Origin of the sequence: Kitasatospora sp. NPDC057738 (assembly GCF_042798815.1) — a bacterium.
Classification (GTDB): Bacteria; Actinomycetota; Actinomycetes; order Streptomycetales; family Streptomycetaceae; genus Kitasatospora; species Kitasatospora lactacystinica.
Window position 1 is genome coordinate 1 of record NZ_JBHVJT010000054.1, and the last position, 24,930, is coordinate 24,930.

General features: G+C 73.5%; 22 protein-coding genes. 16 read left to right on the plus strand and 6 right to left on the minus strand.

Annotation, left to right across the window (positions count from 1 at the left end; genetic code table 11):
- Nucleotides 1-42: 42 nt before the first annotated feature.
- From ACFVGO_RS26625 to ACFVGO_RS26640, 4 genes are all read right to left on the minus strand, one after another.
- Nucleotides 43-1,497 carry a multicopper oxidase family protein gene (locus tag ACFVGO_RS26625; protein WP_380634449.1) on the minus strand — a complete coding sequence of 485 codons (1,455 nt, stop codon included), beginning with the start codon at nt 1,495-1,497 and terminating at the stop codon, nt 43-45.
- 54 nt (nt 1,498-1,551) lie between these two features.
- A complete protein-coding gene (locus tag ACFVGO_RS26630; RefSeq protein WP_380634451.1) occupies nt 1,552-2,571 on the minus strand; it encodes an alcohol dehydrogenase catalytic domain-containing protein in 1,020 nt (339 codons plus the stop codon).
- Between the two features lie 21 nt (nt 2,572-2,592).
- Nucleotides 2,593-3,825 (minus strand): cytochrome P450, encoded by a 1,233-nt coding sequence (locus ACFVGO_RS26635; protein WP_380634453.1) that lies wholly within the window; start codon nt 3,823-3,825, stop codon nt 2,593-2,595.
- A gap of 87 nt (nt 3,826-3,912) precedes the next feature.
- The gene (locus ACFVGO_RS26640) at nt 3,913-5,091 is read right to left on the minus strand and encodes an acyl-CoA dehydrogenase family protein (protein WP_359912891.1); all 1,179 of its coding nucleotides are present in this window, start codon (nt 5,089-5,091) and stop codon (nt 3,913-3,915) included.
- A gap of 263 nt (nt 5,092-5,354) precedes the next feature.
- Here ACFVGO_RS26640 and ACFVGO_RS26645 point away from each other — a divergent pair, with 263 nt between their 5' ends.
- From ACFVGO_RS26645 to ACFVGO_RS26695, 11 genes are all read left to right on the plus strand, one after another.
- Nucleotides 5,355-5,768 carry an SgcJ/EcaC family oxidoreductase gene (locus ACFVGO_RS26645; RefSeq protein WP_359912889.1) on the plus strand — a complete coding sequence of 138 codons (414 nt, stop codon included), beginning with the start codon at nt 5,355-5,357 and terminating at the stop codon, nt 5,766-5,768.
- A 70-nt stretch (nt 5,769-5,838) separates the two neighbouring features.
- Entirely contained in the window at nt 5,839-6,996 is a 1,158-nt protein-coding gene (locus ACFVGO_RS26650) for an epoxide hydrolase family protein (RefSeq protein ID WP_359912887.1), read from the plus strand.
- A gap of 95 nt (nt 6,997-7,091) precedes the next feature.
- Complete coding sequence (locus ACFVGO_RS26655; protein WP_359912885.1) at nt 7,092-8,681, plus strand: PQQ-binding-like beta-propeller repeat protein; 1,590 nt, start codon at nt 7,092-7,094, stop codon at nt 8,679-8,681.
- 697 nt (nt 8,682-9,378) lie between these two features.
- Nucleotides 9,379-10,662: a PQQ-dependent sugar dehydrogenase gene (locus ACFVGO_RS26660; protein ID WP_380634457.1), complete on the plus strand. Its 1,284-nt coding sequence runs from the start codon at nt 9,379-9,381 to the stop codon at nt 10,660-10,662.
- A 35-nt stretch (nt 10,663-10,697) separates the two neighbouring features.
- Nucleotides 10,698-11,864: an inositol-3-phosphate synthase gene (locus ACFVGO_RS26665; protein WP_359912879.1), complete on the plus strand. Its 1,167-nt coding sequence runs from the start codon at nt 10,698-10,700 to the stop codon at nt 11,862-11,864.
- Nucleotides 11,861-12,775, plus strand: a complete 915-nt coding sequence (locus ACFVGO_RS26670; RefSeq protein ID WP_380634459.1) for an SCO3242 family prenyltransferase — start codon at nt 11,861-11,863, stop codon at nt 12,773-12,775. Before ACFVGO_RS26665 ends, ACFVGO_RS26670 begins: the two co-directional genes overlap by 4 nt.
- Nucleotides 12,772-13,671, plus strand: coding sequence for a sugar phosphate isomerase/epimerase family protein (locus ACFVGO_RS26675; RefSeq protein ID WP_359912873.1), 900 nt, complete (start codon nt 12,772-12,774; stop codon nt 13,669-13,671). Before ACFVGO_RS26670 ends, ACFVGO_RS26675 begins: the two co-directional genes overlap by 4 nt.
- Nucleotides 13,668-14,381, plus strand: coding sequence for an EboA domain-containing protein (locus ACFVGO_RS26680; protein WP_359912870.1), 714 nt, complete (start codon nt 13,668-13,670; stop codon nt 14,379-14,381). The genes ACFVGO_RS26675 and ACFVGO_RS26680 overlap by 4 nt, the downstream gene beginning before the upstream one ends.
- Entirely contained in the window at nt 14,378-15,238 is an 861-nt protein-coding gene (locus tag ACFVGO_RS26685; protein WP_380634462.1) for a TatD family hydrolase, read from the plus strand. Before ACFVGO_RS26680 ends, ACFVGO_RS26685 begins: the two co-directional genes overlap by 4 nt.
- Complete coding sequence (gene eboE, locus ACFVGO_RS26690) at nt 15,235-16,365, plus strand: metabolite traffic protein EboE (protein WP_380634464.1); 1,131 nt, start codon at nt 15,235-15,237, stop codon at nt 16,363-16,365. The genes ACFVGO_RS26685 and eboE overlap by 4 nt, the downstream gene beginning before the upstream one ends.
- The gene (locus tag ACFVGO_RS26695; protein WP_380634466.1) at nt 16,362-17,750 is read left to right on the plus strand and encodes an alkaline phosphatase family protein; all 1,389 of its coding nucleotides are present in this window, start codon (nt 16,362-16,364) and stop codon (nt 17,748-17,750) included. The genes eboE and ACFVGO_RS26695 overlap by 4 nt, the downstream gene beginning before the upstream one ends.
- Nucleotides 17,751-17,760: 10 nt before the next feature.
- On the opposite strand, the gene ACFVGO_RS26700 is transcribed toward ACFVGO_RS26695, so the two are convergent.
- Nucleotides 17,761-19,011 carry a sigma-70 family RNA polymerase sigma factor gene (locus tag ACFVGO_RS26700; RefSeq protein ID WP_359912861.1) on the minus strand — a complete coding sequence of 417 codons (1,251 nt, stop codon included), beginning with the start codon at nt 19,009-19,011 and terminating at the stop codon, nt 17,761-17,763.
- Between the two features lie 4 nt (nt 19,012-19,015).
- Nucleotides 19,016-19,378: a YciI family protein gene (locus ACFVGO_RS26705; RefSeq protein ID WP_359912859.1), complete on the minus strand. Its 363-nt coding sequence runs from the start codon at nt 19,376-19,378 to the stop codon at nt 19,016-19,018.
- Between the two features lie 210 nt (nt 19,379-19,588).
- On the opposite strand from ACFVGO_RS26705, the gene ACFVGO_RS26710 reads away from it, so the two are divergent.
- The 5 genes from ACFVGO_RS26710 to ACFVGO_RS26730 all read left to right on the plus strand — a co-directional run bounded on the left by ACFVGO_RS26710 (nt 19,589) and on the right by ACFVGO_RS26730 (nt 24,928).
- Nucleotides 19,589-21,181, plus strand: a complete 1,593-nt coding sequence (locus tag ACFVGO_RS26710; RefSeq protein WP_380634469.1) for an MFS transporter — start codon at nt 19,589-19,591, stop codon at nt 21,179-21,181.
- A gap of 142 nt (nt 21,182-21,323) precedes the next feature.
- Entirely contained in the window at nt 21,324-21,968 is a 645-nt protein-coding gene (locus ACFVGO_RS26715; protein WP_359912855.1) for a dihydrofolate reductase family protein, read from the plus strand.
- A gap of 249 nt (nt 21,969-22,217) precedes the next feature.
- The gene (locus tag ACFVGO_RS26720; protein WP_359912853.1) at nt 22,218-23,408 is read left to right on the plus strand and encodes an acyltransferase; all 1,191 of its coding nucleotides are present in this window, start codon (nt 22,218-22,220) and stop codon (nt 23,406-23,408) included.
- 30 nt (nt 23,409-23,438) lie between these two features.
- Nucleotides 23,439-24,707, plus strand: coding sequence for a cytochrome P450 (locus ACFVGO_RS26725; RefSeq protein ID WP_380634472.1), 1,269 nt, complete (start codon nt 23,439-23,441; stop codon nt 24,705-24,707).
- 11 nt (nt 24,708-24,718) lie between these two features.
- Nucleotides 24,719-24,928 carry a ferredoxin gene (locus ACFVGO_RS26730; protein ID WP_380634474.1) on the plus strand — a complete coding sequence of 70 codons (210 nt, stop codon included), beginning with the start codon at nt 24,719-24,721 and terminating at the stop codon, nt 24,926-24,928.
- The last annotated feature ends 2 nt before the right edge of the window (nt 24,929-24,930 follow it).

Consider the following 24,930-nt stretch of genomic DNA (forward strand, 5'->3'; position numbering starts at 1 on the left):
GGGCCGGGCCGTGTGCCCGGCCCGGCCCGCCGTCGGGGCGGATCAGTCGACGATCTCCATCTGGCCCATCATGCCCGCCGAGGAGTGCTCCAGCATGTGGCAGTGGTACATGTAGCGGCCGAGGTAGTCGGTGAAGGTCGCCTGGACCCGGACCGAAGTACCGGGCGGAAGCGGCACGGTGTCCTTCAGGCCGGCGTCACCGGGCAGCGGCGGCCGGCCGTCCCGGTCGAGCACCCGGAACTGCGCCAGGTGCAGGTGGAAGGAGTGCTGGATCGGACCGTACTTGGTGGCGCTGTCGCCGTTGGTGACCGTCCAGATCTCGGTGGCACCGCGGCGGACCCGCTGGTCGACCCGGTCCGGGTCGAAGGGCAGGCCGTTGACCAGGCCGGTCGGCGTGCCGTTCAGGTCGAAGGAGAGCGTCAGCTCGCGGTGGACCGTGGCCGGCGGCAGCTCGGGCAGCGGCCGCAGGACGGCCGGCACACCGCTGCGGTCGCGCGCCCGGCGGTCAACCGCGAACTGCAGCACCGGCTCGATCCGGTCGTCGCCGGTGTACTGGCCCTGGTTGGTGAGCGCCGCCCTGCTGCCGACCGCCAGCCCGGAGAAGTCCACCACCAGGTCCACCCGTTCACCGGCGGCGAGCGGGAAGTCCGTCCCCGTCCGGTCGACCGGCGCGGGCAGCAGACCGCCGTCCGAGCCGATCTGGAGGACCGGCAGGGAGCCGAAGTTCAGCTTCAGGAACCGCAGGGTCGAGCTGTTCAGCAGGCGCAGGCGGTACTTGCGGGCGGCCACCGGGAAGTACGGCTTGGAACGGCCGTTGACCAGGATCACGTTCCGCTTCGCCGGATCGCCGTGGACCAGCTGCCCCGCGGCGTCGAACTCGGCGTCGCGGATCGCGATCGGCACGTCGTACTCGTCCCTCGGCAGGTCGTGCCGGCGCTCGTCCTCGCCCTCGATCAGGTAGAAGGCGTGCAGGCCGCGGTAGACGTGCTCGGCCTCCGCGTGGTGGCTGTGGTCGTGGTACCAGAGGGTGGCCCCGGGCTGCCGGTTCGGGTACTCGTAGCGGCGCTCGCCGCCCGGGTCGATCAGCTGCATCGGGTGGCCGTCGCTGTCGGCCGGGACGTGGCCGCCGTGCAGGTGCACGTTGACGGCCTCGGGCAGCCGGTTGCGGTAGGTGACCAGCACCCGGCGTCCCTCCCGGGCCCGGATCGTCGGGCCGACGAAGCTGCCGCCGTAGGTCAGGCAGCTGGTCCGGACACCGGGGACCAGCTCCAGGTCGGCGGCCAGGACGTCGAGCCGGTAGACGTCGGTGTCGTCGGTCCGCGCCACCGGCCGCAGGGTCGGCGGCACCGGCATCCGCACGGAGAACGGCCCCTTGGGCGTTCCCCGGCCGATCGGTGCGGGCGGCAGCGGGTCCCCGCCGGCCACGGCGCCCACCGGCAGGCCCACCCCGGTCACCGCCGCGAGGCCCGCGAGGCCCAGGAATCTTCGTCTGTACACAGTGTCCTCCCCACGTCGGTCCCCATGCGGTCGCATGCGGTCGCTGCCGGTGCGTCAGGCGTAGCTCACGACCGCGCGGAAGCGGACCTCACCGCGTTCCACCCGTTCGAGCGCCTCGGCGACCCGCTCCTTGGGGAAGGTCTCGATCAGCGGCTTGACGGCCCCGGACGCGACCAGGTCGAGGGCCTCGGTGAGCTGGTCGAGGCCGTTGTGGGTGGCGCCGATCACCTGCTGGCGCTGCGCCCAGAACGGGCTGGTGGGCGGGATCGTGAAGGAGTCGACCGGGTCGATGGTGGCGAGCACGAGCCGGCCGTTCGGGCGCAGTCCCTGGAGGGTCTCGGTGGCGGCCCGGTAGGAGGTGCCGGTCACCAGGACCACGTCGGCGCCGCCGGCCGCCCGCAGCTGCTCGCCGTCGGCGACCACGTGGTCCGCGCCGAGCGTGCGGGCCAGCTCGTGCTTGTCCGGCGAGCGGGTGACGGCCACCGTCTCGAAGCCGGCGGCACGGGCGAACTGCACGGCGAGGTGGCCGAGTCCGCCGATCCCGAGGACGGCGACCCGCTCGCCCGGCTCGGGGTTGGCGGCGCGCAGCGCGCTCCACGCGGTGTACCCCGCGCACAGCACGGGCGCCGCGGCCTCGTACGACAGGGCGTCCGGCAGCAGCACCGTGCTGGCGGCCGACACCGCGACGTACTGCGCGTGACCGCCCTGCACGGTGAGGCCGCTCATCACCGACTCGGGGCAGTTCATCCCGGACTGCCCGGTGAGCGGGAGGTTGAGCCGGCAGTAGTCGCACCGGCCGCAGGTCGCCTGCACCCAGGTGGTGCCGACCCGGTCCCCGACCCGGCGGGTGGTCACTCCCGGGCCGACCTCGACGACCTCCCCGGCGGCCTCGTGACCGACCACCACCGGGTCGAGCGGCGGGAAGGGGAAGACACCCTGGCTGACCCAGAGGTCGTTGTGGCAGACCCCGCAGGCGTGGACCCGGATCAGTACCTGACCCGGACCTGCCGTGGGGGTGGGGATCTCGCGCAGTTCCCAGCGCGCCTTGGCCTCGGGTACGACGGCTGCCCACATCGGACGGACCTCCCTTTCGTGTCAGCGGTTTCGCGGCGTGAGGCGGACCGGGAGGGTCTCCACGCCGTTCATGATGAAGGTGACCTGCGGTGCCAAGTCCTTGTCGGGGACGGCGAGTTCGATGTCGGGGAAGCGCCGGAACAGCGCGGCGAGCGCGATCTCGGCCTCCATCCGGGCCAGCGGCATGCCGATGCAGCGGTAGACGCCGTGGCCGAAGGAGAGGTGCTCCTTGTCCGGCCGGGCGGCGTCGAAGGCGTCCGCGCTGTCGCCGTGCACGGTGCGGTCGCGGCCCACCGCCGCGAAGTTGATCAGGACCGGGTCGCCCTTGGCGATGACGACGCCGCCGATCTCGATGTCCTCCACCGCGAAGCGGAAGGGCAGGTGGGCGACCGGCGCCTCGACGCGCAGGGTCTCCTCGATCACGTCCGACCAGCTCACCGCGCCGCTGCGCAGCAGCGCCAGCTGGTCGGGGTGGGCGAGCAGGGCCCGGGTCGCGTTGGCGAGCAGGTTCATCACCGGCTCGGTCCCGGTGGCGAGCAACAGGTGCAGGGTGCCGACCAGTTCGGAGTCGTTCAGCCGGGAGCCGTCCTCCTCCTGGGCCTGGACCAGGTCGCTGGTCAGGTCGTCCCCGGGGCTGCGGCGCTTGGCCTCGACGAACTCCTGCATCTCCCGGTGCCACTGCTCGACGTTGGCCGCCGACTCCTCGGGGGTGAGGGTGGTGTCGATGTTCGCCTCGCCGCCGCGCAGCATCTGCGCGCGGTCCTCGGCCGGCACTCCGAACAGGTCGCAGATCACCCGGGCGGGCATCGGGCGGGCGAAGCGGGCCTTGAGGTCCAGCACCTCGCCGGGTTCGCAGCGGTCCAGCTCGTCCAGCAGCTCGTCGACGGCCTTCTCGACCTCGGCCCGCATGGCCTCGACCCGGCGCGGGGTGAAGGCCCCGGCGGTCAGCCGGCGCAGCCGGGTGTGGTCGGCGCCGTACCGGGTGGTGAGGTTGTCCATCAGCACCCAGCCGATGAGCGGGAAGTCCTCGCCGATCCTGCCCTCGGCGAAGGCCGTCCAGTGCTGGCGCGGGTCCTTGGACAGCCGGTGGTCGGTGAGGGCCTGGCGGGCGGTGTCGTGGTCGGTGATCGACCAGCCGAGCACGCCGCCGGGCAGTTCGATCCGGGCGACCGGGCCGTTCGCCCGGATCCGCGCGCCCTCGGCGTGGATGTCGTGTCCGGCGGGGTCGATGACGACGGGTTCGGGGATTGCCATGGGGATCCTCCGGGCGGTCGGTGGGAACGGCGGGCAGGGCATGCCGGACAGGGCCGCTCGGTGCGGCCCTGTCCGGTGGGGCGCCGGCTACAGGTAGAGGGTGTTGGGCCCGAGGCCGCAGGCGACCCGTCCGTACAGTTCGAGGTTGGTGTTGGGGTGCAGGATGCCGTGCAGGTTGAGGGTCTGGACGTCCCGCTCGATGCGCTGGATCGGGACGGTGGTGTAGATCGAGGAGCCGCCGCTGGCGGTGTTGAGGATGTCCACCGCCTCCTTGGTGCGCGAGCAGACGGCACCGAGGTCGAGCCTGATCCGGGCCCGCTCCTCCAGGGTCCACTCCTCGCCGGTGGGGCCCTTGGTGTCGATCAGGGCGGCGGCGCGGTGGGCGTGGAACTCCACCTCGTCGATCCTGGTGATGGCATCGGCCACCTGGAGGTGGGTCACCGGGGCCTCGGCCTGGTTGGCGTACTCGGTGTAGCTGATCTTCCGGCCGGGGAGCCGCTCGAAGAACGCCTCCTTGGCGGCCTTGGCCAGCCCGAGCGCCGGCGCGGCCACCGTGGCGCACGCGGTGGGCATGAACGGGGCCCGGTAGATGGGCGATTCGGCGTTCGCCAGGGAGCGGTGCCGGCCCTGGAGCACTGGGACCATCGGCAGCACCCGCGGCTCGGGGACGAACAGGTCGGTGGCGACGGTGGTGACGCTGCCGGAGCCGCGCAGGCCGGTGGTGTGCCAGTCGTCGACGATCTCCAGGTCCGCCAGCGGGACGGCCACCATGATCGGCTGCGGCCCGTCCGGGGTCATCAGCACGGCCGCGTTGGTGTTCCAGGAGCTGTGCAGCGCGCCCGAGTTGAACGTCCACTTGCCGTTCAGCAGCACGCCGCCGTCGACCGGAACGGCGACCGCGGTCGGGCTGAGGATGCCGCTCACCCGCACGCCCGGGTCGGCGAAGATCTCGTCCTGCACCTCGTCCGGGAACAGGCCGGCCATCCAGGAGCTGATGGCGTAGACCGCCATGACCCAGGCCGTGGAGCCGTCGCCGCGGGCCAGCTCGGCGATCACGTCCACCGCGGTGCGCATGTCGGATTCGTAGCCGCCGTAGCGGACCGGCACCCGGATCTGCAGCAGTCCGGAGTCGGTCAGCGCGGCCAGCGTCTCGTCGGACAGCCGGCGGTGCTCCTCGTGCCACAGCGCGTTCTTCTGCAGCAGCGGCACCAACTCGGCTGCACGGCTCACCAGTTCTTCCCGGGACGGGGATTCCTTGGCAGTCATCGGGGGCTCCTCCGAAGTGGGCGGCCCACGCGGAACGGGTTGGCCGTCCGGGCCGCGGTCGTTGATCGGCCCTGTCGAGGCTGGCAGCCGGGCGGGATGCCCGCATCTCCCGGATTGCGGCGCGTCCGGAGCGTGTCCAGGCCACCCTGGTGTCCAACGATCCATCGCAATCGGGAAGTTGTCACCCGTCGGGGGCCGGTGTGAGGCTGGCCGTCACCCGGCCGCCGTGATCGCGGCCGGGACCACCGGAGAAGGAGAGAGCCATGTCCGCCACTCCCCCGCCCAACTCCCCCGAGGCCTCCGCGCTGCGCGCCGTTCCGGAGCGGATCGTCGCGGCCTGGGCCGCCCAGGACGCCGACGGCTTCGCCGAGGTCTTCACCGAGGACGCGACGCTGATCCTGCCCGGCGACATCTACCTGACGAGCCGTCAGGCGATCCGCGCGTTCATGACCCAGGCCTTCGCCGGCCCGTTCAAGGGAACCCGGGTCACGGGCGAGCCGGTGTCGGTCCGCCCGCTGGCCGCGGACGTCGCCGTGCTGGTCACCCAGGGCGGCGTGCTGGCCCCCGGGGACACCGAGGTGACGGCCGAGCGGGCGATCCGCGCGACCTGGGTGCTGGCCCGCCAGGGCTCCGACTGGCGGATCGCCTCGTACCAGAACACGCCCATCGCCGCCTGAGACCCGGCGGGCCGGTCCCGGCCCGCGCTGCCCGCACCTCCGATCCGAGCGTCCACTGAGAGGACCCGGCATGCGCCCCTTCCGTATCGACATCCCGCAGGAAGCCCTCGACGACCTGGACCGCCGGCTCGCGGCGACCCGCTGGCCCGGTGAACTGCCGGGCGTGGGCTGGCAGCGCGGGGTTCCGCTCGGCTACCTGAAGGAGCTGGCCGAGTACTGGCGCACCGGCTTCGACTGGCGCAAGGCCGAGGAGCAGCTCAACGCGTTCCCGCAGTTCCTGACCGAGATCGACGGCGTGGACATCCACTTCCTGCACGTGCGCTCGCCGGAGCCGGCTGCCACGCCGTTGATCATCACCCACGGCTGGCCCGGCTCGGTGGTCGAGTTCCTGGACGTGATCGGGCCGTTGACCGACCCGCGGGCGCACGGCGGCGATCCGGCCGACGCGTTCCACGTGGTCATCCCCTCGCTGCCCGGCTACGGCTTCTCCGGCCGCCCCCGGGAGACCGGCTGGGACACCGCCCGGGTCGGCCGGGCCTGGGCCGAGCTGATGCACCGCCTCGACTACGACCGGTACCTCGTCCAGGGCGGCGACTGGGGCATGCCGGTCTCCCTCCAGCTCGGTCTGGCCGATCCGGCGCACGTCGCCGGCGTCCACCTCAACATGCTCGCCACCTTCCCGCCGCAGGACCCGGCCGAGTTCGCGAACCTGGACGGGGCGGACCTGGCCAGGCTGGAGTTCGCCGCGCACTTCGAGCAGGACGGGGCCGGCTGGCGGAAGATCCAGTCCACCCGGCCGCAGACCGTCGGCTACGGCCTGACCGACTCGCCGGTGGGCCAACTCGCCTGGATCGTGGAGAAGTTCAAGGAGTGGACGGCCGCGGAGACGGCGCCGGAGGACGCGGTGTCCCGCGACCGGCTGCTGACCAACGCGGCGATCTACTGGTTCACCGCCTCCGCCGCCTCCAGCGCCCAGCTCTACTACGAGTCCAACCGGCTGGACTCCGACTTCGTCCGCACCTGGGCCGGCCCGTGGCCGCTCGCCGCGCCGGTCGGGGTGGCCGTCTTCCCGCAGGACGCCGTCCGGCCGATCCGCCGCTGGGCCGAGCGGATCCTCCCGACCCTCGCCCACTGGTCCGAGTTCGAGCGCGGCGGGCACTTCGCCGCGCTGGAGGAGCCCGAGCTGTTCGTCGGCGACGTCCGGGCGTTCGCGCGCCGGGTGCGCTGACCGCCGTCCATCCCGCACGGCGGCCGGGCAGCCGGTCCGCCACCATTCGTCCAGGCCCGGGTCGAGCAACGACACCGAGCGGAAACGGAGTTGCCTTGTCCGTCATTCTGAAGACCCGCGGCGCGGGGCGGCGCGGTCGCCGCACCCCGGGCTGGCTGGCGTTCACGGCGCTGGCCGCCGCGGCGCTGGCGATCGCACCCGGCATGGCCGCCCCCGACCCGGCCGCCGCGGGCACCGAGAACGCCCGGGGCGACTACGACCGCCGGGTCCACCCACAGGACTGGGCCCTGTCCAACGGCGGTCTGACCAACACCAGGAACGTCACCCGGACACCGATCGACTCGCACAACGTCAAGAACCTCAAGGTGAAGTGGCGGCTCCCACTGGAGGGCGACCCGACCTTCGCCGGCATCATGGCGTCCAATCCGATCGTCGTGGGCGACACGGTCTATCTGATCAGTCTCAACTCCGACGTCACCGCGGTGGACAAGGAGACCGGGAAGGTCCGCTGGAAGCGCGTCTTCAACAGCCCCTCGGTCGGGCCGAACGGCGTGGCCTACGCGCGCGGCCTGCTCTTCGGCACGACGTTCACCGGCGTCTTCGCACTCGACCCGGCGACCGGCCGGACCGTCTGGTCACGGGAACTGATCGCCTCCGGCGAGGGCGGCATCGACGTCGCTCCCCAGGTGTACGAGGACACCGTCGTGGTCAGCACCGTCCCGAACACCTTCGGCAAGTACGTGCCGGGGGCCATGGGAACGATCTTCGCGCTGGACACCGCCACCGGGAATCCGCGCTGGAGCTTCAACACGGTCAAGGACGGCGACCTCTGGGGCCACCCGGAGATCAACAGCGGCGGCGGGACCTGGTTCGCGCCGGCCCTCGACGAGCACGGACGGCTGTTCGTCGCCGTCGCCAACCCCGCCCCGCTCCCCGGCACGCCCGAGTACCCCAACGGCAGCAGCCGGCCGGGCCCCAACCTCTACACCAACTGCCTGCTGGCGATGGACAGCAGGACCGGGAAGCTGCTCTGGTTCCAGCAGACCGCGCCGCACGACCTGCGGGACTACGACCTCCAGGACCCCCCGATCGTGACCACCGCGACGGTCCGCGGCAAGCGCACGGAGATCGTGGTGGCGGCGGGCAAGATGGGCAAGGTCTACGCCTACCGGGCCGACGACGGAACCCCGCTGTGGACCCTGCCGGTCGGCACCCACCTGAACGACGAGGGTCCGCTGCCGGACACCCCGACCACCGTCCTGCCGGGCATCATCGGCGGGGTGGAGACGCCGATGGCGCTCTCCCGCGGGCGGCTCTTCGTGCCCTGGGTCGACAATCCCGCCAAGCTCGACTCCCGGGGCGGGCTGCAGCTGCCCGACTACACCGTGGGCCGGGGCGGCCTCACCGCCGCCGACGTGGCGACCGGCAAGGTGCTCTGGCAGCGGGACCTGCCGCAGATGGCGCTCGGTGCCGCCACGGTGGCCAACGACGTGGTCTTCACCTCCACCTTCGACGGCCAGGTCTACGGCTTCGACACCACCACCGGCGCGACCCTGTGGACGGCCAGGACACCGGCCGGCATCATCTCCTTCCCGGCCGTGAGCGGCAACCTGCTCCTGGTCGGTGCGGGCGCCCCCGCGTTCTCGACCAAGCCGTCGTTCGAGCTGATCGCCTACTCGCTCTGACCCTCCTCCGCGTACCGCCCCGCCCCTGACGACCCGACGGCCACCGGCCCGGCATCCACGCCGCGCCGGTGGCCGTCGTGCGTGCGGCCGCGGGGCGTGCCGTGCGCGCGGCCGTTGCGACGGGTCGCGCGACGTCCGGCGGGACGGCACGACGGAAGAACTCCGGCGGCACGACGGAAGAACTCCCGAAAATTCTCCCGCTCGATGTCGATCCGCGGCACCCGGCTCCGTCTACCAAGTGCCGGGCCTGGACCCCGGCCGTCGGGGCTCCGAGCCTCGACACGGTCGCGGTCGCCGGGGACGGAGTGGACGCCCTCCCCGGCGACCGTCGGCTCCGACCGCAGCAGGGAAGGGGGCCCGCCGAAAACTACCGGGAGTGACTGCGAGGCCGGCTGTCCGGACTCCGCTCCCCGCCGGGACGGCAGCCGCGCGAGGCCCGTCACCGGTAGGCCGGAGCGCCCGGGACTTCTCGCGTCGTGCGGTGCCCAGCAGGCCCCACGACCCCGATCCGGACTTCCTTCCACGGCCTTCACATGCCGCCTGACCTGCGCATTTCCTGACCGTGCCGGTGAACCCACGGCCGTCGGCGAGCGCCCGGGCGGTTCTTGACCATGCTTCGTGGACGCTGCTACACATCGACCCGTCGCCGACCTCACCGGGGCGGCGGATCTTCTGTGGGCACGACCGTGGAGGAACCGTGGCGCAATCACCCACCGTACTGGCCGACAGGCTGGACTTCCCGACCAGCCTCACCTTCGACGACGCGGGCCGGATATACCTGGCCGAGTCCGGACTGCCCTTCGGGGGCGCCGCCCCCGGCGGCCGGATCTGGCGTCTGGACCCGGGAACCGACACCTCGTCACGCACCCTGCTCGCCGACGGCCTGGCCGCCCCGGTGACCGGACTGCTCTGGCACCAGGACCACCTGTACGTCTCCGAGGGCGGGGCCGGCCGGATCGTCCGGATCGGCCCGGACGGGCAGCGGGCCGTCATCGTCGACGGCATGCCGGGGCCCGGCAACTACCACATCGACATGGCCGTGGCCGGCCGGGACGGGAAGCTGTACTTCGCCCAGGGCGCGATGTCCAACCTGGGGATCATCGGGCTGGACGCCTACGAACTCGGCTGGCTGGGACGGCTTCCGCACTCGTACGACATCCCCGGCCTCGACATCGAGCTCACCGGCTTCAACGTGACCACGGACGACCCGCTGGCCGGCCGGCCCGGCGCCCGGACCACCACCGGCGCGTTCGTCCCGTTCGGCACCGCGACCCGGCCGGGGCAGCGGATACCGGCCGGACTGCCGTGCAGCGCGGCCGTGCTGCGCTGCGACCTCGACGGCGGCAACCTGGAGCTGGTGGCCTGGGGGATGCGCAACGCCTTCGGCCTGGGCTTCCTGCCGGACGGCCGGCTGCTGGCGGTCGACCAGGGCGCCGACGACCGCGGCAGCCGGCCGATCGGCAACGCCCCCGACCTGCTGTTCGAGGTGCGCGAGGGCGCCTGGTACGGCTGGCCGGACTTCATCGGCGGCATCCCGGTGACGGACCCCGCGTTCAAGCCCACCCGCGGCCCGCAGCCGACCTTCCTGCTGGCCAACCACGGCGAACTCCCGCCGCCCGAGCGCCCGGTGCTCGACTTCGAGTCGCACGTCGCGGCCACCAAGTTCGCCGTGGCGCCCCCGCGCTCCCCGCTGGCCGGGCAGCTGGTGGTCACGCTGTTCGGGGACGAGGCGCCGATGACCCTGCCGCCGGGCGGCCCCCAGCTCGGGCGCGACCTGCTGCTGGTCGACCCGACCGACTGGTCCACCCGGGGCCTGCCGTCCGGTCCCGAACTGCACCGGCCGATCGACGTCGGCTTCGCGCCGGGCGACGACGCGCTGCTGATCCTGGACTTCGGCGAGTTCGAGATGACCGACCACGGCGTGGAGTCCCGGCGGGGCACCGGCCGGCTCTGGCGCTGGGCGGGCTGGGACCGCTCGTAGGACGTCATCCCTCCTCACCGAAAGGCAGTCGCACCATGGCAGGCAGGACCGGACTTTGGCTGGTCGGCGGCAGGGGGTCGGTGGCCACCACGGCCGTCTGCGGCCTCGCCGCGTTGCGGGCCGGGCTCGTCCCCGCGACCGGCAGCGTCAGCGAGCGGCTCGACCTCGATCCGGGCGTCTTCCCCGGCTGGTCCGAGCTGGTCACCGGCGGCCACGACCTCGTTTCCACCCCGCTGGGCAAGCGGGCCGAGGAGCTCGCCGCCGCGGGTGTGCTGCCCGGCCGGCTCCCGTCGGCGGTCGCCGAGGAACTCGCGGCCGCCGACCGGGAAATCCGCCGCGGCCACGACCCGGACGACGACGCCCCGGCCACCCAGGCCGAGGCCGCGGACCGGCTCGCCGCCGACCTCGCGGACTTCCGGCGCTCCCACGGCCTGGAGCGGGTCGTGGTGGTCAACGTCTCCTCCACCGAGCCCCCGCTCCGGCCGCTGCCCGAGCACGCCGACCTGGCCGCCCTCGACCGCGCCCTCGCCCAGGAGGGGCGCCGGGTGCTCGGCCCGGCCGCCCTCTCCGCGTACGCCGCGTTCTCGGCCGGCTGCCCGTACGTCGACTTCACCCCGTCGCCCGGCCTGCGCATCCCGGCGGTCACCCAACTGGCCGACCGGCACGGCCTGCCGTACGCGGGCTGCGACGGCAAGACCGGCGAGACCCTGCTGCGCAGCGTGCTGGCACCGATGTTCCTCGCCCGCGGGCTGCGGGTGCGCTCCTGGTCGGGGACCAACCTGCTCGGCGGCGGGGACGGCGCCAACCTCGGGGTGGCGGGCCGCGCGCAGGGCAAGCTGGAGTCCAAGACCCGCGGGCTGGCCGCGCTGCTCGGCGGGGAGGTCACCGCCCCGCTGCACATCGACCACGTCCCCGACCTCGGCGAACGCAAGGTCGCCTGGGACCACGTCTCCTTCGAGGGCTTCCTCGGCACCTCGATGAGCCTGCAACTCAGCTGGGACGGCTACGACTCGGCGCTCGCCGCGCCGCTGGTCCTCGACCTCGCCCGGCTGGTCGCCGGTGCGCACGCGGCCGGGGAGGCCGGGCCGCTCGGCGCACTGGCCTTCTTCTTCAAGGACCCGCTCGGCAGCGACGAGCACCGGCTCGCCCAGCAGGAACAGGACCTGGTGTCCTGGGTGCGACGGATCGAGGTGGCCCGATGAGGGTCGCCCTGCGTCCGTGGCTCGACCTGGTCCGGGCACCGGCGGCGCTCACCGTCCTCGGGGACACCGTGGCCGGCGCGGTCGCGGCGGGCCGTCCGCTGCGCGGCCGACGGCTGGCCCTGCCGCTCGCCTCCGTCGCCCTGTACTGGTCGGGGATGGCGCTGAACGACTGGGCGGACCGGGCGGTCGACGCGCTGGAGCGCCCCGAGCGCCCCGTCCCGTCCGGTCGGATCGCGCCCGGGGCCGCGCTCGCCGCGGCGGCCGGACTCGGCGCCACCGGGCTGGCCCTGGCCGGTCTCGCGGGCGGGGCCGACGCGCTGCGCATCGCCGTTCCGCTCACCGCCGCGGTGTGGGCGTACGACACCGTGCTGAAGCCGACCCCCGCCGCCCCGCTGGGCATGGCGGCCTGCCGCGGCCTGGACGTCCTGCTCGGCGCCGGATCCGGGCACTGGCGGGCGGCCGGCGTCCCGGCGCTGGCGCTGGCCACCCACACCCTGGGCGTGACCGCGCTGTCCCGCGGCGAGGTCCACGGCGGCCGCTCCGCCGACGCCCGGCTGGCGGTGGCCGCCACCGCGGTCACCGCCCTGCTGACCGGCACGGGCCGGGCCGCCTCGGCCCGGCACCGCACGGCCGGGGCGCTGTGCGCGCTGGGGTACGCGGCCGCCACCGGCGCCGCCCAGCTCGCCGCCGGCCCGGCGCGGTCCACCGGACCGACCGCGGACGGCACCGCGGACGGCACCGCGGACGGCACGGCGGCGGCGGTCCGGACCGCGACCGTGGCCGGGATCCACGGCATGGTGCCGCTGCAGGCCGGGCTGGCCGCACGGCTGGGCTCGCTGCCGGCCGCCGCGCTGGTGCTGGGCGCCCTTCCGCTGGCCCGCCGGCTGTCCGCCCGCAGGAGCCCGACATGAGCGCGATCGCCGTCGGGTACGGCACCAACGGCTTCGCCAACCACCGGCTCGCCGACGCGATCCGGGTCATCGCCGACCTGGGCTACACCTCGGTCGCCCTCACCCTCGACCACCACCACCTCGATCCCTTCGGCCCGGACCTGGCCCGGGAGACCGACCGGCTGGCGGCGCTGCTCTCCGCCGCGGGCCTGCGCTGCGTGGTCGAGACCGGCGCGCGCTTCCTGCTCGACCCGTACCGCAAGCACCACCCCACGCTGGTGTCCGGGGACGCCGCGCCGAGGATCGACTTCCTGCTCCGCGCCGTCCGGATCGCCGAGTCGCTCGGCGCCGACTGCGTGTCCTTCTGGTCCGGCGTGAGCGAGCCCGGGGTGGACGGACGGACCAACCGCGCACGGCTGGTCCAGCACCTCGGCCCGGTCCTGGCCGAGGCAGGGCGCCGGGCCGTGCGGCTCGGCCTGGAGCCCGAGCCCGGCATGGTCGTCCAGCACCTCGACCAGGCCCTCGACCTGCGCCGCGAGCTCGGCGATCCCGACGCCCTCGGCATCACCCTCGACGTCGGGCACTGCGTGGCCGTGGAGCCGGTGGACGCCGCGCAGTGCGTCCGGCGCGCGGCCGGGCTGCTGGTCAACGTCCAGCTGGACGACATGCTTCCGGGTGTCCACGAGCACCTGGAGTTCGGAGCGGGGCGACTCGACCTCGCCGCGACGCTGGCCGCCCTCGACGGGATCGGCTACACCGGCGTCGCGGCGGTCGAACTGCCCCGGCACAGCCATGCCGCACCGACCACCGCGCGAACGGCCCTGGCGGCGATACGCCGGGCCCAGGAGACCGTTTCCGTTCCGCCGGCGCACACGGGTGCACCGGCGTCGTCCACGATCGGAGACCGCCCATCATGACCGAGACCGAGAAACACCGCTGGATCGAAACCAGCGTCTACGGCGGGAGCCGGCCGGCCCCGCCGCCGTACCCGCACCCGCAGGACGACTGGCTGACCTGCGCCGAACGCCGGGTCCGCGAGTGGCCCGGCACGATCCACCAGGAGTTCCCGCTGGCCGGCCGGATGGTCGGGCGCGGGCCGGTGCAGCCGAACGCCGACCCGCAGGGGCTGGTGCACGGCACGGTCGACGACCGGGCCCGGGCCCGGCTGCTCGCGGTGCTGGCCGGGTCCCTGCCCGGGGCGGTCCTGGCGGCCGAGGTCGAGAAGCTCTACCGGCACGGCGACGCCGCCGAGCGGCGCGGGGTGCTGCGCGCGCTGCCGGACCTGCCGGACGGCGTGCGCCGGCTCGGCCTGGAGCTGGTCGCCGACGGCCTGCGCACCAACGACCCGCGGCTCGTCGCGGCGGCGATGGGCCCCTTCGCGGCCCGGCACCTGGAGCAGGACCAGTGGCGCCACGGCGTGCTGAAGTGCCTGTTCACCGAAGTGCCGCTGGGCGCCGTGGCGGACCTGGTCACCCGCACCGACGCCGAGCTGCTGCGGATGGCCCGCGACCTGGCCGAGGAACGGCGGGCGGCCGGCCGGGAGATCGGCTCCGACCTGCGCGTGCTGCTCGGCATGAGCGTCCTGCTGGCCCTCGTCCCCCCGCGACCGCAGGAGGCCCGGTCATGAGGATCTTCGACCCGCACATCCACATGACCTCGCGCACCACCGACGACTACCGGGCCATGCGGACGGCCGGTGTCCGGGCCGTCGTCGAGCCGGCCTTCTGGCTCGGCCAGCCCCGTACCAACCCGGGGTCCTTCACCGACTACTTCGACGGCCTGCTCGGCTGGGAGCGGTTCCGGGCCTCCCGGTTCGGGATCAGCCACAACTGCGCGCTCGCCCTGAACCCCAAGGAGGCCAACGACCCCCGCTGCGTCGAGGTGCTGGACGTCCTGCCGCGCTACCTCGGCAAGGACGGCGTGGTCGCGGTCGGCGAGATCGGCTACGACTCGATGACCAGGGCCGAGGACGAGGCGTTCGCCCGTCAGCTGGAGCTGGCCGTCGACCACGGACTGCCGGTCCTGGTCCACACCCCGCACCGGGACAAGCACGCCGGCACCCGCCGCACCCTGGACGTGGTCCGCGAGTCCGGCATCGCCCCGGGCGCCGTCCTGGTGGACCACCTCAACGAGGTCACGGTGGCGACGGTCGCCGACTCCGGCTGCTGGATGGGCTTCTCGATCTACCCGGACACCAAGATGGACGAGCACCGGATGGTCGCCGTCCTGAAGGAGTACGGAACCCGCCGGATCCTCGTCAACTCGGCCGCCGACTGGGGGAATTCGGACCCCCTCAAGACGCAGAAGGTGGGCCGGGCCATGCTGGCGGCCGGCTTCACCGCGGCGGACGTGGACACCGTGCTCTGGCACAACCCCGTCGAGTTCTACGGCCGCAGCGGGCGGCTGGTCCTCGACGAGGGGATCCGGGACGACGCCGACGGCGCCTCCTTCGCGGGCAACTCGGTGCTCCGGGGCGGATCGTGAACCGGCTCTGCTACTCCACCAACGTCCACCCGGCCGAGGACCTGCCCGGCATCCTGCGGCAGCTCGACACCTGCGCCGGTCCGATCCGCGAACGCACCGGCTTCGACCGGCTCGGGCTGGGCCTGTGGCTGGCCGCCGACGCCGCCTCCGCACTGGCCGCCGACCCGTCCCTGCTCCACCGGCTGCGGACCGAACTGGACGCCCGGGACCTGTCCGTGCTCGCCCTGAACGCCTTCCCCTACGGCGGCTTCCACCAGCGGGTGGTCAAGCACGCGGTGTACCGGCCGGACTGGACCGAACCCGCCCGCGCCGCCTACACCGCCGACTGCGCCACCGTGCTGGCCGGCCTGCTGCCCGACGACGCCGAGGGCGGCAGCATCTCCACGCTGCCGCTGGCCTGGCGCAGCCCGTGGTCCCCCGCCGCGGACCGGGCCGCCGAGCAGGCGCTGCGCCGGACGGCGGCGGCGCTGCGCACCGTCTCGGCGCGGGCGGGCCGGCCGATCCGGCTCGCCGTCGAGCCGGAACCGGGCTGCGTGCTGGACACCGTCGAGGACGCCGTCGGCTGGCTCGCCACCCGCGCGGACCTCGAATTCGTCGGCCTCTGCCTCGACACCTGCCACCTGGCGGTCTCCTTCGCCGACCCGGAGCGGACGGTGGCCGCCGTCGAACGGGCCGGCCTGCGCGTGGTCAGGATCCAGGCCTCGGCCGCCCTGCACGTGGACGACCCGAACGACCCGGCGGCCCGCCGGCTGCTCGCCGACTACGCCGAACCCCGCTACCTCCACCAGGTGCGGGAGTCCGACGGCGCCGGCCGGGTGCTCGCGGCCGACGACCTGCCGGAGGCGCTGGAGCGGCTGCCCGGCCACGGCCCCTGGCGGGTGCACTTCCACGTGCCGCTGCACGCCGCGCCCCCCGCGCCGCTGCGCGCCACCACCGATGTGCTCCGCCGGGCGGTGGCGGCCGTGCGGGAGCGGACGGTGATCGAGGTCGAGACCTACACCTGGCCGGTGCTGCCCGGGCGACCGGCCGGTGCCCCGGACGGCGCCCCCGTGGACGTCCCGGCCGGGATAGCCGCCGAACTCACCTGGGCCGAGCGCGAACTGATCGGCGAAAGGGCGGACCGTTGAAACCCGTGGTCCTGCTGGACGTGGTCGGCCTGACCCCGCGCCTGCTGCCGTACATGCCGAACCTCACCCGGCTCGCCGAGCGCGGCGGGTCCGCCCCGCTGCGCACGGTGCTGCCCGCCGTCACCTGCAGCGTGCAGTCCACGCTGCTCACCGGCCGGCTGCCCGCCGAGCACGGCGTCGTCGGCAACGGCTGGTACTTCCGGGAGCTCGGGGAGATCCACCTCTGGCGCCAGCACAACCGGCTGGTCCGGGCGCCGAAGGTGTGGGACACCGCGCGCTCCCGGCATCCCGGCTACCGGGTCGCCAACGTCTGCTGGTGGTACGCCATGGGCGCCACCACCGACCTGCTGGTCACGCCGCGCCCGGTCTACCACGCCGACGGCCGCAAGTCGCCCGACTGCTACACCCGGCCGGCGGCGCTGCGCGACGAACTCACCGCCGAGCTGGGGCCGTTCCCGCTCTTCCAGTACTGGGGCCCGACGGCCGGGATCGCCTCCAGCCGCTGGATCGTCTCGGCGGCCCGCCGGATCCTCGCCGCCGAGCGGCCCGACCTGCTGCTGGTCTACGTCCCGCACCTGGACTACGACCTCCAGCGCTTCGGGCCCGACGCGCCGCAGGCCGTGGCGGCGGCCCGGGCGGTCGACGCCGAGCTGGCGCCGCTGCTGGAGCAGGCGGAGCAGTCCGGCGCGACCGTGGTCGCGCTCGGCGAGTACGGCATCACGGCGGTGCGGCGCCCGGTGGACATCAACCGCGAGCTGCGCCGGGAGGGCCTGCTGGAGGTGTACACCCAGGCCGGGATGGAGTACCTGGACCCGTGGGCCTCGCGGGCCTTCGCCGTCGCCGACCACCAGATCGCCCACGTGTACGTCCCCGACGGGGCGGACCTGCCCAAGGTGCGCGACCAGCTGCTCCGGCTGCCCGGTGTGGCCGAGGTGCTGGACCGCGCGGACCAGGCCCGCCACGGCCTCGACCACCCCCGGTCCGGCGAACTGGTGGCGGTGGCCGACCCCGACGCCTGGTTCACCTACTACTACTGGCTGGACGACGCGCGGGCCCCCGACTTCGCGCGGTCCGTCGAGATCCACCGCAAGCCCGGCTACGACCCGGCCGAGCTGTTCTTCGACCCGGCGGACCCGCTGGCCAGGGCCCGGGCCGCGCTCGGCCTGGCCCGCAAGAAGCTCGGCCTGCGCCACACCATGAACGTGGTGCCGCTGGACCCCTCCTGGGTCCGCGGTTCGCACGGCCGCCTGCCGGACTCGCCCGCCGACGGCCCGGTGCTGATCTGCTCCGACCCGGCGTGGCGGCCCGTCCTCGACGCGGCCGGCGCGATCGGCGCCACCGACGTCCCCGAGCTGCTGCTGGGACTCCAGGGCCTGGGCCGCTGACGAGCGGCCGTCACCGGTCGTTCAGTGCTTCGGCCCGGGACTCCAGGTAGCGGCGCTCGGGGATGCTGCCGGTGCGCCGGGCGGCCTCCCGGAAGCTGTTCCGGGCGGCCTCCCGGTCACCGCTCATCTCCAGCAGGTGGGCGCGGACCGCGGCGAGCCGGTGGTGGTCCGCGAGCCGGCCGTCGGACTCCAGGGCCGCGAGCAGTTCGAGCCCGGCCGCCGGGCCGAGGGCCATCGCGCGCGCGACCGCGTGGTTGAGCGTCACCATCGGGCCGGGGGCCATCTGCTCCAGCACCTCGTACAGGGCCATGATCTGCGGCCAGTCGGTGTCCTCGGCGTGCGCGGCCTCGCCGTGCACGGCCGCGATGGCCGCCTGCACCTGGTACGGCCCCGCCACCATCCGGGGGAGGGTCTCGGCTATCAGCGCCAGTCCCTCCTTGAGCGCGGACTGGTCCCAGGCCGAGCGGTCCTGCTCGGCGAGCGGGACGAGGCTGCCGTCGGGCCTGGTGCGGGCCGGCCGGCGGGCGTCGGTCAGCAGCATCAGGGCCAGCAGACCCGCGACCTCGCCCTCCTCGGGCAGCAGCCGGTGCAGCTCACGGGTGAGGCGGATGGCCTCGCGCGCGAGCTCGGGCTGCAGCAGGTCGGGACCGCTGGTGGTGGTGTAGCCCTCGTTGAAGATCAGGTAGAGCACCTGGAGCACGACCGCCAGCCGTTCCTCGCGCTCGCTCTGCGGAGGCATCCGGAACGACGACCCGGTGGACTTGATCCGCTGCTTGGCCCGGCTGATCCGCTGGGCCATGGTCGCCTCGGGGACCAGGAAGGCGTGCGCGATCTGCACGGTGGTGAGACCGCCGACGGCGCGGAGGGTGAGCGCGACCTGCGAGCCGGGGGTGAGCGAGGGGTGGCAGCACAGGAACAGGAGGGTGAGCATGTCGTCCTGCTCGGCCGCCTTCGGCTCCTCGCCGGGACCCGGCGTCACCGTCTCGTCGGCCGGGGTGAGCGCGGCGGCGGTGGCCTCGCGGCGCTGGCGGGCCTGCTCGCTGCGCAGCCCGTCGATCACCCGGCGGGCGGCCACGGTGATCAGCCAGGCGCGGGGGTTGCCGGGGACCCCCTGTTCGGGCCACTGGACGGCGGCTGCCAGCAGGGCGTCCTGGACGGCGTCCTCGCAGGCGTCGAAGTGCCCGTAGCGGCGGACGACCGCGCCGAGGACCTGCGGTGCGAGCGATCGGAGCAGGTCCTCGACCCGGACGTCACGGTTCATCGGCTCAGCTCTCCGTATCGGCTTCGAAGACGACCTGGCGCACCTCGACGCCGGTGTACCGGGCGTCGGGGATCAGGCCGGCCAATTCGATCGCGCGTTCCTTGGACGCGCACTCGACCAGGTAGTACCCGGCCAGGAACTCCTCGGCGGCCAGGTAGGGGCCGTCGGTGATCGCGGGCAGCCCGCCCCGGACCCGGACCGTGGAGCTGCCGGACGGATCGGCGAGGGCCTGGGTCACCACCATCTCACCGGAGTCGAGGATGTTCTGCTGGAACGTGGCGTGCCCGGAGAAGACCTCGTTCCGCTCTCTCTCGGACAAGCCGTCCCAGACTACCGGGTTCATGTGGATCAGCAGCATGTACTTCATCTCATCATTCCTTGGTCCCTTGCACGGCCGACTGGTGCTCTGCACTTGAGACGTCGCCGCCGAGGACCCTCCCTCGACATCCAAGCCCAGATCACGGCCCTTCGCGCGGGTTTCCGCCGCAGACGTCGAGACCGTGTCGCCGGGTCCGACGTTCCGGGTGTGACGGCACCCCCGGGTGCCACCTGCCCGAGAATCCGGAAGGACCCCGTGATGAGCGACACCACACCCCCCAGCGCGCCCGCGCCCCGGGCCGGACGGCGGGAGTGGATCGGGCTGGCCGTCCTCGCCCTGCCCGCCCTGCTGGTCTCGATCGACGTCTTCGTGATGCTGCTGGCCCTGCCCAGCCTCGCGGACTCCCTCCATGCCGGCAGCGTGCAGCAGTTGTGGATCACCGACATCTACTCGTTCATGCTCGCCGGCCTGCTCGTCACCATGGGATCGCTCGGCGACCGCATCGGCCGGCGCAGACTGCTGCTGATCGGCGCCGCCGCGTTCGGGCTCGCCTCCGTCGCCGCCGCCTACGCCGTCAACCCCGCCATGCTGATCGCGGCGCGCGCCCTGCTCGGCGTCGCCGGCGCCACCCTCGCGCCGAGCACCCTCTCGCTGATCACCGCCATGTTCCAGGACGCCCGGCAGCGCGGCGCCGCCTTCGGCATCTGGGGCGCGTGCTTCTCGGCCGGCGCCGTCGCCGGCCCGATCATCGGCGGCACCATGCTCGCCCACTTCTGGTGGGGCTCGGCCTTCCTGATCGGCGTCCCCGCGATGGTGCTGCTGCTCGTGCTCGGCCCGGTGCTCCTGCCCGAGTTCCGCGACCCCGACGCCGGGCGCCCGGACCTGATCAGCGTGCTGGAGTCGCTGGCCGCCGTCCTGCCCGCCATCTGGGGCCTGAAGGAGATCGCCAAGGACGGGTGGCAGCCCCTGTCGATCGCGGCCGTCCTGGCCGGCCTCGGCTTCGGGATCCTCTTCGTCCACCGCCAGCACCACCTCACGCATCCGCTGCTCGACCTGGGCCTGTTCCGGCACCGCGCCTTCACGGCCGCGCTGCTCAGCCTGTTCCTCGGCACCATGCTCACCGGCGCGGTGATGTTCTTCGTCACCCAGGCCCTGCAACTGCTGTACGGACGCGACCCGTTGCACGCGGGCCTGTGGATGCTGCCGGCGATCGCCGCCAACACGGTCGGCTTCACCCTGTCCCCCAGGCTCGGTCAGCGCTTCCGTCCGGCGTACCTCATCGGCGGCGGACTGGTCCTGGCCACGATCGGCATGGCGGTGATCACCGGGGCCGAACCCGGCTCCAGCCCCGCCGTGCTGATCGCCGGATTCGCCGTGGTCTTCCTCGGCTCCGGCCCGATGGTCACCCTCGGCATGGGCCTGGTCATGGGCTCCGCCCCGGTCGAGAAGGCCGGCTCCGCGGCCGCGCTCAACGAGACCAGCGGCCAACTCGGCTTCGCCCTCGGCATCGCGGCCCTCGGCAGCGTCGGCGCCGCCGTCTACCGCGGCGCGCTGCGCCTTCCCGAGGGCCTGCCCGCCGAGGCGGTCCGGGCCGCGGGGGACTCCCTCACGGGCGCGCAGGAGGCCGCCCGTTCGCTGTCCGGCGAGGTCGCCGACGCCCTGCTGGCGCCCGCCCGGGCCGCCTTCGCCGTCGAGCTCCACACCGTGGTCACCGTCGCCGGCGTCCTGCTGCTGGCCACCGCCGCCCTGGTGACCGCCCTGCTCCGCCACCTGCCGCCCACCGGCCGGCCGTCGGACGAGGCCGCCGCCGGGCCCACCGGAGGCTCCGGCACCGTCCCCGCGGCGGGCTGATCGCGTCCGTCCCACCCGCCCGACGGGGCGGTCACTCGTACGGCGTACCTCCCCGTGCCCTGCCGACGACGCGGTCGTTGTGGGCGCGGGCGCCCGGTCCTGCGGGCGGCCCGGATCGCCCACGAGGAAAGGTGTGGACCGCATGTCGCAGTTGGTGTCGGTGCAGTGCTTCAACCTGTCGCGCGACGGCTTCGGAGCCGGCGAGGGACAGTCCCTGGAACGGCCGTTCGGCCACGCGGACCCCTCCCCCTTCTTCTCCTGGGCGGGGGCCACCGCGAGCTGGGTGAACCGCGCCGACCCCGGCGGCACCCGCGGCCTGGACGACTACCTGACCCGCGACCACGCCCGCCCGCCGGGTGCGGTGATCATGGGGCGCAACAAGTTCGGCCCCCAGCGCGGCCCCTGGGAGAACCACGACTGGCAGGGGTGGTGGGGCGCCAACCCGCCGTTCCACGCGCCGGTCTTCGTGCTCACCCACTACGAGCGCCCGTCCTTCACGCTGTCCGACACCACCTTCCACTTCCTCAACGCGACGCCGGAGGAGGCCCTGAAGCACGCGAAGGCGGCCGCCGGGGACCGGAACGTGCGCATCAGCGGCGGGGTGAGCACCGTCCGCGAGTTCATCGACGCCGACCTGGTCGACACCATGCACTTCGCCGTCGCCCCGGTCGACCTCGGCCGGGGGGAACGGCTCTGGAAGAGCCACACCGAGCTGCTCGACCGCTTCCACCTCGACACGGTACCCAGCCCGAGCGGGGTGACCCACCTCCTGTTCTGGCGGCGGTGACCACCGGCGCGTACGACCGCGCCCTCCCGTCGTGACCACCGCTCCTCCGTGGCCGGGGCCTTCGCCCCGGCCACGGTCGTGCCGGCGCCCGGGCCGTCACCGGCCCGCGATCAAGGGCAGCACGTTGGAAGAAATCATGATGTCGAATCGCCTCCCCCGGTTACGACTATGACGCGAGTAGCGCCGCGCGCCCACCGAAGACCGGGTGGTGCCGCCCCGGCGTTCCGCCTCGGAGAAAAGGGGTTGCCCATGAATTCGCCACTACCGGCGAGAACGGTGACGCTGCCGTCACTGGAAGGCCTCCGGGCCGTCGCCGTCGTCTTCGTCTTCGCCAGCCACGCGCTCGTCCTCGGAGCCTTCAAGGACCCGAACGCCCTCTCCGTCTTCAGCACCCTGACGGGCGACGGGCGCATCGGGTTCCTCGCGGTGTCGTTCTTCTTCGTCCTCAGCGGCTTCGTCCTCACCTGGTCGTCCAAGCCCGGTCAGACCGCGACCGGCTTCTGGCGGCGCAGGGTGATGCGCATAGGCCCCTCCCACGTCCTGATCGCGGTCGTCGCCCTGACCCAGTTCGCCGCCGCGGGCGAGACGATCAGATGGGGACCGGCCCTCGCCAACCTCTTCCTGGTCCAGAACTGGTGGCCCTCCCAGGACCTGATCATGTACCAGTTCAACGGCGCGACCTGGACGCTCGCGGTGGAGATGCTCTGCTACGCGATGTTCCCGCTGCTGGTCCGGTTCGTCCGGCGGCTCGGCAACCGGGCGCTGTGGTCCTGGATCATCGGCCTCGGCGCGACCGCCGTCCTGCTCCCGGCGATCAGCTACCCGCTGCTCTCGGGATTCCCGCCGAGCCAGTTCTACCCCGCGGGGTCCTGGCCCCAGCTGTGGGCGCTGTACTTCTTCCCGCCCGTGCGGTGCATCGACTTCGTGATCGGCATGTTCCTCGCCCGGATCGTCGCCTCCGGAAGCTGGCCGAGGATCCGGATCCTGCCGGCCGCCCTGCTCAACCTCGCCGTCTTCCTGCTGCTGTTCCACCTGCCCATCCCCTTCGGGATAGCGGCGCTCTACCCCGTCCCGGCCGCGCTGCTGATCGGCGCGCTCGCCGTCCGGGACCTGTCCGGCCGGCGTACGGCCCTCAGCGCGCCCTTCATGGTGCGGCTCGGGGAACTGTCCTTCGCCTTCTACATCATCCACATCACCGTGATGTTCGCGGTGCACGCGGCGTTCGCGGGCGACCTGGTGGGCTACGCCCACTCGTACACCCCGACGGCGTTCAGCACGCCCGTCGCCATCGCGTTCGTCATCGCCCTGTACGCCCTCTGCGTCGCACTGGCCTGGGTCCTGCACAAGACCGTGGAGATGCCGGCCATGCGCCGCTGGAGCCGCCCGGCGGCGCAGCGTGCGCCCAAGCGTCCGAACCCGGAGCCCCAGCCACAGACCTGAGCACCCCTCGCACGACGATCGGAGACAGCCATGGCCGAAGCCACCGACCCGACCTCCCACTCCGACCACTCCGACCACTCCGACCACTCCGACCACTCCGACCACTCCGACCACTCCGACCACCCGTCCTACCCGATGCCCCGGACGTGCCCGTACACGCTGCCGGAGGGCTACCAGGAGCTCCTCGACCGGCCGACCCTCGGCAAGGTCCGGCTGCCCAGCGGCAAGCTCGCCTGGGCCACGGCCCGCTACGAGGACGTCAAGGCGATGCTGGGCGACAACCGGTTCAGCTCCGACCTGCGCCGCCCGGGCTACCCGCTGATGATGGACCACCAGGTCCCCGCGCCCGAGTTCTCCACCTCGCTGGTCGGGATGGATCCCCCCGAACACACCCTGGCCCGGCGCGCGGTGGCCGCGGACTTCACCCCCCGCAGCATCAACCGCCTGCGGCCCCGGATCCAGGAGATCACCGACGAGTACGTCGACCGGCTGCTGGCCGGCCCCCGTACCGCCGACCTGATCGACGCGTTCGCCAACCCGGTGCCGCTGCTGGTGATCTGCGAGCTGCTCGGCGTCCCGTTCGCCGACCGGGAGTTCTTCCTGCGGACCTCCTTCACGGTGATGAACGCCACCACCCCCGAGGCCGGCGGGGTGGCGACCGCGGAACTCATGGGCTACATGGACGGGATGGTGACCGACAAGGAGCGGACCCCGACCGACGACCTGATCGGCCGGCTGGCGGCGCGGCGCGGCGAGCCGGGCGTCCCCGACCACCGCGACCTCGTCGGGATGGCCTTCATGCTGCTGATGGCCGGCCACGAGACCATCGCGAACGTCATCGGTCTGGGGGCCATGCTGCTCCTCGAACGGCCGGTGCTGCGCAAGTCGCTGGCCGCTGACCCGTCGCGTTGGCCGGCGACGATCGACGAGCTGGTGCGCTACTTCACCATCGCGGAGATCGCCAACTCCCGGGTGGCCCTGGAGGACGTCGAGATCGGCGGGGTCCGGATCGCGGCCGGCGAGGGCGTGCTCGGTCTGACGGTGGGAGCCAACCGGGACCCGCTGCGCTTCGCGGACCCGGACGTCTTCGACCCCGACCGCGTCGAACGCAGCCTGGCGTTCGGCTTCGGCGCGCACCAGTGCATCGGTCAGCACCTGGCCAGGACCGAGCTGGAGGTCGTCCTGACGACCCTGTTCGAGCGCATTCCCGAGCTGCGGCTCGCCGCGCCCGTGGAAGCGCTGCGGTTCAAGGAGGAGCACGTCAACTACGGCCTGCACGCGTTGCCGGTCACCTGGTGAGGGGGAACTCCATGCGGATCCGTACCAACCCCGACAGCTGCATCGGCGCGGGCCGGTGCTACCTGGCGGCACCCGACCTGTTCGACCAGGACGACCGTGACGGCACGGTCGTGGTGCTGGCCGACCGGGTCGCGGGGGCCCAACTCGCGGGCGCCCGGACGGCGGTCGAGGAGTGCCCGACGCGCACGCTGTCCCTGACCGAGGAAGCGGACGTGCCCTGAGG